Source organism: Sphaerisporangium rhizosphaerae (assembly GCF_042665155.1).
Classification (GTDB): Bacteria; Actinomycetota; Actinomycetes; order Streptosporangiales; family Streptosporangiaceae; genus Sphaerisporangium; species Sphaerisporangium rhizosphaerae.
Window position 1 is genome coordinate 21,295 of record NZ_JBHTCG010000043.1, and the last position, 13,128, is coordinate 34,422.

A 13,128-nucleotide genomic window follows, 5' to 3' on the forward strand; every position below is an offset into this window, starting at 1 on the left:
TCCCAGCGCCGGAGCGGGCGCACCCGGGGCGACGGGGGAATCCGGTCGAGCAGGCGTCTCACGGTTCGGGTTCCAGCGAGTGATGAAAGTTTCAGCTCGGTCGCGTTCATCCCGTGGCCAGTTCCGGACATGTCATGACATGTCCGCCGAGATCCTGGGCTCATCGAACGACCGGGGGCCGCACGTCCGCTGGCCGCGCAGGGAAATCGGCTGTACACCTCGGCGATCACTCGTCGAATCTTGAAGCAGAGCGCCACTCATGTAACAGGGACGGTGCCGGCCGAGGGCCGCACTTTCCCGCAAGATCCCTTCTACGGCATGGAGCGATCTATGGGATTCGGCACAGGCCGAGCAGCGCGTGGCTTCGGGGCGGTGGCGACGGCAACGGCGCTCGCCACGGCGGGGCTGGTCCTCGGGACGGTGACCGCGGCCAGGGCCGCGCCGGCGTGCGAGGTGACCTACACCGTCAACCAGTGGGGCACCGGAGCGGGCGGCTTCCTCGCCATGCTCGACATCCGCAACAGCGAGCCGGTCGCCCCCGGCTGGACGCTGAACTTCGCCTTCCCCGGCTCGCAGAAGATCACGTCGGGCTTCCTGGCCCAGTGGAGCCAGTCCGGATCCAACGTCACGGCGAAGAGCAACGCCTGGGGGCCGTCGGGCACCTCGTTCACCATCGGGTTCAACGGCGCCTGGACCGGAAGCAACCCGCCGCCGACGGCATTCACCCTGAACGGCGTGTCCTGCAAGGTCACCCTGGTACCGAGCCCGTCACCGAGCCCGAGCCCGACTCCGACGCCCGCGGCCCCGCTGCGCATCGTCATCTCGCCCACCTCGATCACCGTGCGCGAGGGGCGGTCGGCGAGCGTCCAGGTCACCCTCAACCGGCAGCCTCCCGGTGACGTCACCGTCGGCACCGCGCGGGTGTACGGCGACACCGATCTCAGCCAGTCCTCGTCGATCACCTTCACCCCGGCCAACTGGAACAGGCCGCAGTTGATCACGGTGACCGCGGCCGAGGACGCCGACGTGGAGAACGGCACGGCCACCTTCGACTCGCGCAGCAGCCAGATCACCGGCAGCAGTGCCGTGCTGTGGCAGGCCACCGAGTGGGACAACGAGATGCCCACCCCGACGCCCGCTCCCCCCGCGAACTGAGCGCCCGGCGCCCCGGCCCCTTTCGACGGGCCGGGGCGTGCGGCGGCAGGGCGTGGCGGGCGCCGGTCAGGCGCGCGGGCCGGAGTACCGCTTGGGGAGCTTGAAGCCGCGGGCGTCGAGCACCGTGCGAAGGCGGTCGGGGTAGTCGGTGATGAGGCCGTCCACGCCGTCGTCGATGAGCTTGTTCATCGTGGGCTCGTCGTCGACGGTCCAGGGGATCACCTTCAGCCCGAGGCCATGGGCCTCCTCCACCATCGCCCCGGTGACGTAGGGCCGGTACCCGGGGTCGGTCACCTTGCCGTTCTGCGGGAACCCGTGCACCGGCGAGAACGCGTCGGCGCCGAACGACTTGATCGCCTTCAGCGGGTCGCCGCCGAAGTCGTCCACGTCGATGCCGCCGAGCCAGGGGGAGGCACCCGGCTGCCCGGTCTGCAGGAAGGTGTAGTCGGTGAGCGCCACGAGCGGCAGCCGCGGCTCCACCTCGCGCATGCGCATCAGCGAGCCCCAGTCGAAGCTCTGGATGGTGACCTGGCGCAGCATGTGCGCCCGGCGGATCTCCTGGGCGGCGACCTGGACGAACTGCTCGCGCGGCGCGGTCTGCTCCGGCGCGCCGGCCTCGACCTTGGTCTCCACGTTCAGCATCACGTCGTTGGCGTGGAAGCGCTTGACCAGGTCGAACACCTCGCTCAGCAGCGGCATCCGCGCGCCGGGCGCGGGGCGCTGGCCGGGGAACTCGGCGAGCGGCTTGGAGCCGCAGTCCAGGCTCCGCACCTGGGCCAGGCTGAGGGTGTTGATGTACTTGCCGACGTAGGGGTACTCGGGGTCGCCGGGGGACACCGGGCCGGTGTCCTGGCACTTGCGGCCGTCCACCTTGCGGTCGTGGGTGACGACGGCCTTGCCGTCCTCGGTGATCTGGATGTCCAGCTCAAGGGTGCTGACGCCCACGCGCAGGCCGTTGGCGAAGGAGTCCAGGGTGCTCTCCACCACCAGTCCGAGCCCGCCCCGGTGCGCCTGGAGGTCGAAGCTCTTGTGGTGCGCGGCGGACACGCCGGGGTCCGCCATCGCGGCGCCGGGGAAGGCGAGGGCGGCGGCCCCGGCCAGGACGGCGGCAGCGGCGGCCGAGCGAAAACCGGTCATCAGTGTGTATCTCGTTCCATGCGGGAGCCGCTTCCCCCTGATCGGGCGGCACGGCGACGGTCATGACGGTGGCCCGCGACGCCCGATCCCGCGTGAGCGGGAAGGGCCTCGACGGTGCCACGCGTCCAACCTGCCGATCACGCATGGCCTCCGGGGAAACACCCGACGAAGGCTGAACGGGGAGGAAGTGGCGCTCATGGAAGACGGCCGCGGCGCGCGACCGCCGCGACGACGAGAAAGGGACGGCCGGCGCCCACCGTCCAGGCGTGTGTTCAGACCTGGTCAGACGATGGGCGCGGAGAGGTTCTGCTTGACGCCGCGGCTGAACTCGTCGGCGATGATCTCCGGCGTGCCGGCGGCGATGCCGTCCAGGCCGGCCTCGGCCACCAGCACGGGGTCGATCTTGTTCTCCGGGGCGACGTAGGCGGCCATGTCGGTGTCCATGTAACCGACGTGCAGGGCCGACACCTTGATGCCCCTGGGGGCGAGCTCCTGGCGGACCGCGTTGGTCTGCGCCCACTCGGCGGCCTTGGCCGCGCTGTAGCCCCCGTACTGCGGCAGGTGCACCCATGACAGCACCGACAGCACGTTGAGGATGGCGCCGCCGCCGTTGGCCTCGATGACCGGCACGAAGGCGCGCGTCACGCCGAGCGTGCCGAAGAAGTGGGTGCGCATCTCCAGCTCGATGTCGCCGAGGTCGCCGTCGATCAGGGAGGCGTGTGTCGAGACCCCCGCGTTGTTGATGAGCAGGGTCGCGTCGGCGGCGATCCCGGCGGCCCGCGCCACCGACTCGGGGTCGGTGATGTCCAGTCGCAGCGGCACCGCCCCGGGCACGTCGACCTTCTGGGGGTCGCGGGCCGCCGCGTACACCTTGGCGCCGCGCTCGATCAGCCGCGCGACGAAGGCGCGGCCGAGCCCGCGGTTGCCGCCGGTCACCACGGCCACGGCGTTCTCGATGTTCATTGTCGTCGCTCTCCTCTGAGTCCATCTGGCTTCGTTAAACCAAGCTAGCTATCTCACTTGGAAAAAGCAAGCTAGGGGGTATCCTTGGGTGGTGAGAAGGACGACACGCCGCGCCATGCTGGACACCGAGTGCTCGATCCAGCGCAGCCTCGAGGTGATCGGCGACCCGTGGACGGTGCTGGTACTGCGTGAGGCCTTCAGCGGCGGCACGCGCTTCGTCGACTTCCAGACCCGTCTCGGCATCTCCACCGACCTGCTCACCGACCGGCTCGCCCGCCTGGTCGAGGCCGGCATCATGGAGCGGCGCCCCTACAGCGAGCCCGGCAAGCGCGCGCGCAACGGCTACCACCTGACGCCCGCGGGAGAAGACCTGCGCGTCGTCCTCGGCTCGCTCCAGCAGTGGGGGGACCTCCATCGCCCGCACGAGGCCGGCCCGTCCGTGGAGCGCCGCAGCCGCGAGACCGGCGAGCACCTCGCCGTGGCGTTCGTGAACGAGACCGGCAACGCGGTGCCGCTGGAAGAAGTCGTCTTCGTCTGGACCCGTCCCGGAACCGAAGCCGCCGCGCACGGGAGTGCAGCCGCCCCGTCCGAGGACTGAATCTTTCACCGCGTCGCGCGTCCCGCCATGGTCCGCCCGGCCGCGTTCGCCGAGGTGCCCGGGCCACCGGCACGCCCGTGCCCCGCCGGCCGCCCCGCCGTCGCGGGCCCGTGACGGCGGATCCGCCGCCGCTGTTGTAGACCTCTAGGCAGGCACCGAACAGCGGGCACCGGACGGGCAGGCTCCGAACGGGCAGGCTCCGGACCCGCGAGCGCCACCGCCTCGTACCAGATCGGGATGGAGAGCGGCGGCCGTCGCGACGAGACGGCGCGATCCGCCCGGCCGCGTTCATGGAGTTGATCTTTCATGGGACTGGGCAAGGGCCGATTACGGCGCACCGTCGTGACGACGATCATGGTCGCCGCGCTGGCCGCGGCGGGGCTCGTCACCGGCACGATCACGGCGTCCGGCGCCGCTCTCACGTGCGAGGTCACCTACACCACGGTCCAGTGGGGCACGGGGTCGGGCGGCTTCACGGCGGGCATCACCGTGAGGAACGGCGAGCCGGTCACGAACTGGACGCTGACCTTCACCTTCCCCGGCTCCCAGCGGATCACGCAGGGCTGGTCGGCCCAGTGGAGCCAGTCGGGCGCCCGGGTCACCGCGCAGGGGCGGTCGTGGAGCGGGCCGAGCTTCACCATCGGCTTCAACGGGTCCTGGATCAGGGACAACCCGCCGCCGACGGACTTCGCCGTCAACGGCGTGCCGTGCAAGGTCATCCTGGTCCCGAGCCCCAGCCCGTCCCCGTCCCCGAGCCCGACGCCCACCCCCACGCCGACGCCGACGCCCACCCCGACGCCGACGCCCGAGGTCCCGGTGGACAACCCGTTCGCGGGCGTCACCGGGTACGTCAACGCGGACTGGACGGCCAACGTCGAGAGGTCGGCCGGCGCCGCGGGCGGGACGGCCGCCGAGCGGATCCGCGGGCTGAAGACGACCCCCACCGCGGTCTGGCTGGACCGCATCACCAAGGTCACCGGCGGGGCCGGAGTCACCAGGAGCCTGGACAACCACCTGGACGCGGCGCTGGCGCAGAAGGCCGGCTACATCACCGTCGTGCTGTACGACCTGCCGGACAAGAACTGCTGGTCCCTGGTGTCGCCCGCCGAGCTGCACGCCGCCGAGGACGGGCTGAACCGGTACAAGACCGAGTTCGTCGACGCCATCGCCGGCATCGTCGGCAAGCCGAAGTACCGTGCGCTGCGCATCGCCGCGATCGTCGAGCCGCGCTCGCTGGCCGACCTGGTCACCGGCAGGCACACCGTCGGCTGCACGGCCGCCGGGCAGTCGGGGGTCTACCAGGCCGGCATCAGGTACGCCCTGGACAGGCTCGCGCCGCTGCCCAACGTCTACACCTACCTCGACGCCGCCCACTCCGGCCTGGTGGGCTGGGACGACGAGTTCCAGCCGCTGGCCGACCTGATCACCTCGACCGTGCAGGGGTCGGCGGCCGGAGTCAACGGCGTGGACGGCATCGCGACCAACGTCGCCGACTACATCCCCACCGAGGAGACCTACCTGCCCGACTCGTCGCTGACGATCAACGGCGTGTCCATCAAGACCAGCCGGTTCATCGACTGGAACCCCTACATCGACGAGCGGGACTACGCCACGGCGATGCGCCAGGCCCTCGTCACCAGGGGCTTCCCCGGCTCCATCGGCATCGTGATCGACACCTCGCGCAACGGCTGGGGCGGGGCGGCCCGGCCGACCTCGGTGAGCGTCTCGGGCGACGTGAACACCTACGTGGACCAGAGCCGCCTGGACCGGCGCCCGTACCGGGCCGGCCCCTGCAACCAGAAGGGCGCGGGGCTCGGGGCCCGGCCGGCGGCCGCCCCGCTGCCCGGCGTCGACGCCTACCTGTGGATCAAGCCGCCGGGCGAGTCCGACGGCGCCGGCGGCCCGGTGCTGCCGCCGGACACCGACCGGCTGGTCGACCCGATGTGCGACCCCACCGCCATGAACCGGTACTTCCGGACCGCGCCCACCAACGCCCTGCCGAACGCGCCCGCCGCCCGCGACTGGCACCACGACCAGTTCATGATGCTGGTGGGCAACGCCTTCCCGGCCCTGTGACCCCTCAGGCGCCCGCGCCGCCGGCCCAGGTCACCAGGGGGAAGGGGCCGGTGGGGCCACGACCGGGGGACGGTCGTCGCAGGTGATGGTGTTGGGCAGCTCCCAGGGGGCCAGCCAGGGGCCGGTGGTGCCGCCGCCGTCGTTGCCGCCGAGGTCGGTCAGCGAGAACTCCGAGCCGGTGGCGGGGAACCCGAACGAGCCGCAGTTGTTGACGCCGACCGCGCCGACGTTGCGCGCGTCCACGTTCTCGAACGACGCCGAGCCCTTCACGCGGGCGCTGATCACCGAGGTGCCGGTGCCGTCCACCCTGATGTCCTTGAAGCGCACGTCGTCGATGGAGTACAGGTCCTTCACCGACCACTCGCTCACCAGCATGATCGCGTTGTAGGTGTTGTCGAGGAAGTGGTCCCCGGTCACCTGGATGTCGGCGTCGATGCTCCTCTCCAGGGCGTAGAACCAGATGGCGCCCAGGCCGATGTTCCAGTTGAGCTCGTAGGTGCCGGCCCTGACCGTGGTGTTGTCGGTGACCTTCAGGTGCCCGGTGAACGGCTCGGCGCCGAACCGCGACCCCACCTGGATGGCGCTGCCCTCCCTGATCGGGTCGGCGACCAGGTTGCCGGAGATCGTGGTGTCGGTCCCGCCGTAGACGGCGATGCCGTTGGCCAGCACCGGGGTCTGCACGGTGTTGTGGTCGAAGGTGTTGCGGGCGTTCGCGGTCTTCTCCGACCACATGGCCAGGGCGTCGTCCCCGGAGTTGCGGACGAAGTTGTGCGCGGCGAGCGAGTCGGTGACGCCGGTGTGGAAGTTCAGCCCGTCGGCGATCTGGTCGACGATGACGTTGCCCGTGATCCGCAGGTTCTTCATCGGCCCGTCGAACCACATGCCGACCTTGGTGTGCCGGATGTACAGGCCCTCGACGGTGGAGTCGCTCAGCGCGCCGCCGACGCCGTTCACCTGGTCGGTGTCGACGCGCTCGCGCACGTCCCCCTCGATGGCGAAGCCGGACAGGTGGACGTTCCTGCTGCCGCCGGCCAAGGCGTCCTTGCCGTAGAACCCGACGCCGGTGTGCACCGACCCGTCCGGGGCCGGCGTGCTCAGGGCGACCTCGTGGCCCCTGATGATCGTGTACCAGCTCCCGGCGCCCTCGATCGTCACCTCGTCGACGACGATGTGGCGGTTCACCTGGTAGGTGCCCGGCGGGATGTAGACCTTGAGGTGGTTGCGCCTGGCGAAGGCGATCGCCTTGTCGAACGCGCCCGCGGAGTCGCGGCGGCCGAGCGGGTCGGCGCCGAAGGCGAGCACGTTCGCCGCGACGAGCCGGACGTGCGGCGCCCCGACCAGCTCGGAGTCCAGCAGGTCGATCACCGTCCACGCGGCGGCGCCGCCGGCGGGGGCGGTGAGCCGCACCTTGTCGCCCGCCTTGTAGGTCCTGCCCAGCAGGAGCCGCTGCTCGTCGTAGAAGTGGCTCGGGCGGAACGGCTTGGCGATGGCGGGCGCGGGCGTGGTGGCGGCGGGCACGCAGCCGCACTCGGTGATCCACCAGTCGGGGTGCAGCAGGTCGGCGCCGGGATCGTTGCTGAAGGGGTACTGGTTGTAGAGCCAGGAGTACTGCGAGGTGAGCGTCATGGTCTTCTTGGCCCCGCCGTTCACCGTGACGTCCAGCGGCGCGGTGACGCCGCCGCCCGCCGGCGCGTCGGGAATGCTGTAGCGCACGGTGACGGCGTTGGCGGCGGCCGGCAGCGTGAACTCGACGTACCGTCCGGGGGCCAGCCTGACCGCCTTACGGCCGGACGCCTCGGCGGGCAGCGTGTAGGCGGTGCGGTCGGGGCCGATGAGCGTGCCGTTCGTCGCGGCGTTCTCGGCCTCCTGCTCGGCGAACCGGACATCGGCGCCGCGGCCCGCGACGAGCGCGGGGTCGAGCGCGGCACGGGTCACGGCGGGGGCCGGGACGGCCGTGGCGCGCGTGTCGGCGAGGGCTGCGCCGCCGCCGAGCGCGACGCTGAGGGCGACCCCGGCCGCGGTCGCCGCCGCGACCATCCTCTCGGCCCTTCGCGGTGGCCCGCCGGACGACCTCGTCACGGATCCGGTGATGCTGCGCACCATCGCATGCTCGTTTCTCTCGGGGGGTGAGCGCCCTTCAGAACGCTCCAACGAGCGCCCCTGAGGGTGAGGTGACAGTAGGTCCCCAACCCCTTACGCCACAAGGCCCTGTGAATTACTTTCGTAATCCTGCCGTCTCGCTGCAGAAATCTAACGCTTTCTTGCGAGCGTTGCCGCAAGCCAAGGCCCCGCCTCCGGCCCTGTGCTTCAATTCACGGGGCCGGACGAGCTGAGAAGTCGCCAAGCCGGACGGACGCAGGAGGAGATCAGATGAAGGTGTTCGCGGACATCGTGGTGGCGGCGGTGGCGCTGCTGCACGTCTACATCCTCGTGCTGGAGATGTTCCTCTGGACGACTCCCCGCGCGCTGAAGGCGTTCGGCATGGACCGCGAGTTCGCCGAGCGCAGCAGGGCGCTGGCCGCCAACCAGGGCCTCTACAACGGCTTCCTCGCCGCGGGGCTGATCTGGGGCCTGGTCGCCGCCGACCCTGCCGGCTTCCAGGCCAGGGTGTTCTTCCTGGTCTGCGTCGCCGTGGCCGGAGCCTACGGCGCGGCCACCGCGAGCCGGAGGATCCTGTTCGTGCAGACCGTTCCCGCGCTGGCCGGCCTGGTCCTGGTGCTGCTCGCCCACTGAGCCGCCAGGCCGCCGGCCGCGCACGGCGGGGCGTCGGGGAAAGGTGCGCAGGTTCTCCTGCTCCGGGCCGGTCCCCAGCGGCACCGGCTCTCGTACGATGACTTCGTGCGCGCCCTCCTTCGCTCGGTGTGGGACGAACCCCGCGCCCCGGATCCGCCGCGACGGGTGTGGCGTGACTGGGCGCTGGTGGGCGTGCTCGTGCCGCTCGCGGTGCTCGAAGGAGTCGTACGGCCCGACCTGCCGTGGCGGACCGTCTCGACGGCCGTCACCCTGGGGCTGGTGCCCACGCTGCTGTGGCGCCGCACCCGGCCACTCCTGATGATCATCATTGTGTTCGGCACCACGAACGTGGCCCCGCTGTTCACCGGCGGCGAGGCCCCGGAGACCTACACCCTGGCCTACCTGCTGTGCGTGGTGTACGCGCTGTTCCGGTGGGGCTCCGGCCGCGAGGCCGTGATCGGGACGCTGGTCATGCTGGCATCGATCGCCATCGCGCTCGCGACCCACCGCATGGCGTCGGGCGACGCGGTGGGCGCGCTCGCCGTCATGTGCGCGGCCACCGCCCTGGGCGGCACGTTCCGCTACCGGACCACGGCGAGGATGCGCGAGCTGGACCAGGTCAAACTTCTCGAACGCGAGCAACTGGCCCGCGACCTGCACGACACCGTCGCCCATCACGTCTCGGCGATGGCGATCCGCGCGCAGGCGGGCCTGGCCACGTCGGCCTCCCGCCCGGGCGCCGCGACCGAGGCGCTGCGGGTGATCGAGGCCGAGGCGGCGCGCGCCCTCGACGAGATGCGCGCCATGGTGCGCGTCCTGCGCCGTGACCGGCCCGCCGACCTGGCCCCCGGCCGGCGCGTCACCGACCTCCACGAGCTCGCGGACCCGGGCGGCGACGGCCCGTCCGTCGACGTCGAGATGGCGGGCGACCTCGACGACGTCCCCCCGTCGGTGGGAGCCGCGATCTACCGTCTCGCCCAGGAGTCGGTCACCAACGCCCTGCGGCACGCGCGTAACGCCACCCACGTGCAGGTCCGCGTCACCGCCGACGACACGACGGTCCGCCTGCGCGTGCACGATGACGGGGACACCGGCCTGATACGCCCCTCCGGCTCGCCCGGGTACGGGCTCATCGGCATGATCGAGCGCGCCGACCTGCTCGGCGGCGCCTGCGTGGCCGGCCCCGATCCCGAGGGCGGCTGGACGGTGGAGGCCGCGCTGCCGCGCAAGGGGTCGGCGGCGTGACCGTCCGGGTGCTCGTCGCCGACGACCAGGAGATCGTCCGCACCGGGCTCGCGATGATCCTGGACGCCCAGCCAGGCATCGAGGTCGCCGGCCAGGCCGCCGACGGGCGGCGGGCCGTCGAGCTCGCGCGGCGTCTGCGCCCCGACGTGTGCCTGTTCGACATCCGCATGCCCGGCCTCGACGGCATCGAGGCGACGCGCCTGCTCGCCGGCCCTGGCGTCCAGGACCCCCTCGCCGTCGTCGTCATCACCACGTTCGACCTCGACGAGTACGTCTACGCCGCTCTGCGGGCCGGCGCCCGGGGCTTCCTGCTGAAGAACGCCGGGGCGGAGCTGCTCGCGCAGGCCGTCCACGCCGCGGCCGCCGGGGACGCGCTCATCGCGCCGAGCATCACCGCGCGGCTGCTTGAGACCTTCGCCCGCACCGGGCCGGCCTCACCGCCGGTGCGGCCCATCGAGACGCTCACCGACCGGGAGGAGCAGATCCTGGTCACCGTGGCGAGCGGACGGACCAACACCGAGATCGCCGACCAGCTCCACATCTCGCTCAGCACCGTCAAGTCCCACATCGCCAGCCTGATGGCCAAGCTCGGCGCCCGGAACCGCGTCGAGATCGCCATGTGGGCCTATGAGACCAACCGCGTGCCCTTCACCGGCCGGCGGGACGGTCCGCGAGGACGGCGCTAGACCTCCGCCGGAGCCCGGACGGCCTTGCGCGGATCACCCATTCGGCCACGGCGAGGTTGAGCACCCAGGCGGCGCCCAGCAGCAGCGCCCGCGGAAGCTCCGCCGGCATGCCGGCGACCAGGATGTAGGGCAGCTGGGTCACGGCCTGCGTTCCCGCGCCCATGCCGATCGCGTAGCCGCGGATCATCCAGGCGCGGTGCCCGGCGAAGTCGCGCCGCCGGATCGCGGCGAACCCCAGGACGATGGAGCCGAGCATGGCCGTCCCGAACACGACGCGGAAGACGGCCAGCAGATCGCCGTCCCCCTCGGGCCGCGGGTAGAACAGGGTCATCCACAGGCCGGAGGCCGCCGCGACCAGCCCGCAGACGACCAGCAGCCGCCCGGCGGCGCGATGCCACCGCGGCCGCCGCCGCCGGAATCCGGGAGCGAACTGGAAGGCGCCGAGGACGCTGTACAGGGTGACGCCGACGATGTGCAGCATGACCGGCACGGGCGCCGCGAAGAAGCGCGCGTTCTGCGGTGTGACCGCCGCGCCGCCGGTCAGCTCGGTCATGCGGACGGCGCCGGCGATCACCGGAACCGCGCTGAGCAGGAGCAGCGAGACGGGGAGGAGCCACCGCGCCCTCGGGCGGGAGGCGGAGGCGGAGGCATTGGCGGAGGCGGAGGCGGTGGCGTTGGCGGAGGTCGCCGGGCCGCTCCGGCCGGCCACCGGCCTGCGGCTCGGCGGCGACTGCGGGAACGGGGGGCGCACCGTCGGACTCTCGTGGGTCATGAGCCGATGGTGCCGGTGGGAGCCGTGGCGGCTCATCGGCGGACCGGTCCGACTCCTCCCGGCCGTTCGTCCATCGAACGGGCGTACTTTCGGCTGATGAGCCCGCTGATCGCGCTTCTTACATTGATCCTGCCCCTTCGTGGATGAGGAGAATGTGATGAAGGCCTTCGTCCTGCGCTCGTACGGCTCCCCCGGCGACCTGCGCCTCACCGATGTGGACAGGCCCGTGCCCGGCGACGGCGAAGTGCTGGTCCGGGTGCGCGCCACCTCGGTCCAGCCCTACGACTGGCACCACATGAGAGGCCGGCCGTACGTCGCGCGCCTGATGGGCGGCACCCTCGGACCACGCGGCCCGAAGATCGACATCCTGGGCGCCGACATCGCGGGGCAGGTCGAAGCGGTCGGCGCGAACGTGACGAAGTTCCGCCCCGGCGACGAGGTGTACGGGATGCCCAAGCGGGGCGGCTTCGCCGAGTACGTGTGCGTCCGGGAGGACGAGCTGGCGCCCAAGCCGCACGGCCTGTCCTTCGAGCAGGCGGCGGCGGTGCCGATGGCCGCCTGCACCGCCCTGCTCGGCCTGCGCGACGCCGGACGGATCGAGTCCGGGCACAAGGTGCTCGTCAACGGCGCCTCCGGAGGCGTCGGCACCTTCGCGGTGCAGCTCGCCCGGGCGTTCGGCGCGAAGGTCACCGGCGTCTGCGGCCCGCGCAACGCCGATCTGGTCCGCTCGATCGGCGCGCAGGAGGTGATCGACTACACCCGGCAGGACTTCACGCGGAGCGGGCAGCGCTACGACCTGCTGCTCGACAACGCGGGAGGCCGCTCGGCGCCGGCCTGCCGCCGGGTGCTGGCGCCCGGGGGGACCCACGTCGTCGTCGGCGGGCCGGCGGGCCGATGGCTGCAACCGGCCGGCCACGCGTTCGCGACGCTGGCCCTCGGCCCGTTCGTCCCCCAGCGCGTCGTCCTGGCCGACGTCGTCGGGTGCCCGGACATCCGCAGCAGGCTTCTGACCCTGACCGAGCTCATCGAGGCCGGAAGCCTCACCCCGGTCATCGACCGCCGCTACCCGTTCGAGCAGATCCCCGACGCCATCGCCTACGCCGAGGAAGGCCACGCCACCGGCAAGATCGTCGTCACCGTCGGCGCCTGACTCCGCGACGCCGCTGTTACGCCGGTACCGAGGAGCACGATCGGCGGAGAACCGGGAGCTCGTCACGGCCGGCGAGCGGCGGCAGACCGTCCGGGAACGGGCGGTCATGTCCGTTCCGCTCTGGCATGCTGGAGCGACGGCGACCAGAAGGAGATCAGCGATGGCCCATCCCCTCGGCACGCGGCCCGCGGTCCGGCGCACGCCTCTCGACGCGGACGAAAGAGCTCGCGGCGAGGCGAACTTCGCCCCCTACGTCGCCGAACAGCTCCTCGCGCACGGACGGTTCAGGGTGAGCGCCGACACCGAGGAGATGGTGGAGCTGTTCCAGGCGGTCGCCCGCAGAGTGGGCGAGATGCTCCAGCGCCCCGTGGTCAGCTACGCCAACGGCAGGTACCTCGTGATCGCCTTCGCCCAGCAGTCCTCCCACCTGACCGGCGAAGACACCCCTCCGACTCTGGAGTGACCGCCGAGCCTCGCGGGACGCCGGTGTGACCGCCCGGTCTCCCGGGAGACGGGGTGACCCTCGAACGTCACAAGAGACGAGGTGGCCGGCGAGCCTCACCGATCACCTTCCTCCTCCACGCAAGGCCGGTGAGCCGGGCGACTCGCGCCC

The 13,128-nt window shown here is 71.8% G+C and carries 12 protein-coding genes; 8 read left to right on the top strand and 4 right to left on the bottom strand.

Annotation, left to right across the window (positions count from 1 at the left end; translation table 11 throughout):
* Nucleotides 1-330 precede the first annotated feature (330 nt).
* Nucleotides 331-1,155: a cellulose binding domain-containing protein gene (locus ACFQSB_RS36370; RefSeq protein WP_380831560.1), complete on the top strand. Its 825-nt coding sequence runs from the start codon at nt 331-333 to the stop codon at nt 1,153-1,155.
* 66 nt (nt 1,156-1,221) lie between these two features.
* On the opposite strand, the gene ACFQSB_RS36375 is transcribed toward ACFQSB_RS36370, so the two are convergent.
* Entirely contained in the window at nt 1,222-2,292 is a 1,071-nt protein-coding gene (locus tag ACFQSB_RS36375) for a glycerophosphodiester phosphodiesterase family protein (protein ID WP_380831562.1), read from the bottom strand.
* A gap of 282 nt (nt 2,293-2,574) precedes the next feature.
* Nucleotides 2,575-3,255, bottom strand: a complete 681-nt coding sequence (locus ACFQSB_RS36380) for an SDR family oxidoreductase (protein WP_380831564.1) — start codon at nt 3,253-3,255, stop codon at nt 2,575-2,577.
* 91 nt (nt 3,256-3,346) lie between these two features.
* Between ACFQSB_RS36380 and ACFQSB_RS36385 the strand changes: the two genes are divergently transcribed.
* Both ACFQSB_RS36385 and ACFQSB_RS36390 read left to right on the top strand, forming a co-directional pair.
* Nucleotides 3,347-3,853 carry a winged helix-turn-helix transcriptional regulator gene (locus tag ACFQSB_RS36385; protein WP_380831566.1) on the top strand — a complete coding sequence of 169 codons (507 nt, stop codon included), beginning with the start codon at nt 3,347-3,349 and terminating at the stop codon, nt 3,851-3,853.
* 306 nt (nt 3,854-4,159) lie between these two features.
* Nucleotides 4,160-5,929, top strand: a complete 1,770-nt coding sequence (locus ACFQSB_RS36390; RefSeq protein ID WP_380831568.1) for a glycoside hydrolase family 6 protein — start codon at nt 4,160-4,162, stop codon at nt 5,927-5,929.
* Nucleotides 5,930-5,959: 30 nt separating this feature from the next.
* Here the strand turns inward: ACFQSB_RS36390 and ACFQSB_RS36395 are convergent, their stop codons facing one another.
* Nucleotides 5,960-7,966, bottom strand: a complete 2,007-nt coding sequence (locus ACFQSB_RS36395) for a glycosyl hydrolase family 28-related protein (RefSeq protein WP_380831570.1) — start codon at nt 7,964-7,966, stop codon at nt 5,960-5,962.
* 333 nt (nt 7,967-8,299) lie between these two features.
* Between ACFQSB_RS36395 and ACFQSB_RS36400 the strand changes: the two genes are divergently transcribed.
* From ACFQSB_RS36400 to ACFQSB_RS36410, 3 genes are all read left to right on the top strand, one after another.
* Complete coding sequence (locus tag ACFQSB_RS36400; protein WP_380831571.1) at nt 8,300-8,662, top strand: DUF1304 domain-containing protein; 363 nt, start codon at nt 8,300-8,302, stop codon at nt 8,660-8,662.
* 105 nt (nt 8,663-8,767) lie between these two features.
* Nucleotides 8,768-9,907 carry a sensor histidine kinase gene (locus tag ACFQSB_RS36405; RefSeq protein ID WP_380831573.1) on the top strand — a complete coding sequence of 380 codons (1,140 nt, stop codon included), beginning with the start codon at nt 8,768-8,770 and terminating at the stop codon, nt 9,905-9,907.
* Nucleotides 9,904-10,593 (top strand): response regulator transcription factor, encoded by a 690-nt coding sequence (locus ACFQSB_RS36410; protein WP_380831575.1) that lies wholly within the window; start codon nt 9,904-9,906, stop codon nt 10,591-10,593. The genes ACFQSB_RS36405 and ACFQSB_RS36410 overlap by 4 nt, the downstream gene beginning before the upstream one ends.
* Here the strand turns inward: ACFQSB_RS36410 and ACFQSB_RS36415 are convergent.
* Complete coding sequence (locus ACFQSB_RS36415) at nt 10,556-11,365, bottom strand: DUF2306 domain-containing protein (RefSeq protein WP_380831576.1); 810 nt, start codon at nt 11,363-11,365, stop codon at nt 10,556-10,558. The genes ACFQSB_RS36410 and ACFQSB_RS36415 overlap by 38 nt on opposite strands.
* A 157-nt stretch (nt 11,366-11,522) precedes the next feature.
* On the opposite strand from ACFQSB_RS36415, the gene ACFQSB_RS36420 reads away from it, so the two are divergent.
* Both ACFQSB_RS36420 and ACFQSB_RS36425 read left to right on the top strand, forming a co-directional pair.
* Nucleotides 11,523-12,515, top strand: coding sequence for an NAD(P)-dependent alcohol dehydrogenase (locus ACFQSB_RS36420; RefSeq protein WP_380831578.1), 993 nt, complete (start codon nt 11,523-11,525; stop codon nt 12,513-12,515).
* A 160-nt stretch (nt 12,516-12,675) separates the two neighbouring features.
* The gene (locus tag ACFQSB_RS36425; RefSeq protein ID WP_380831580.1) at nt 12,676-12,978 is read left to right on the top strand and encodes a hypothetical protein; all 303 of its coding nucleotides are present in this window, start codon (nt 12,676-12,678) and stop codon (nt 12,976-12,978) included.
* The last annotated feature ends 150 nt before the right edge of the window (nt 12,979-13,128 follow it).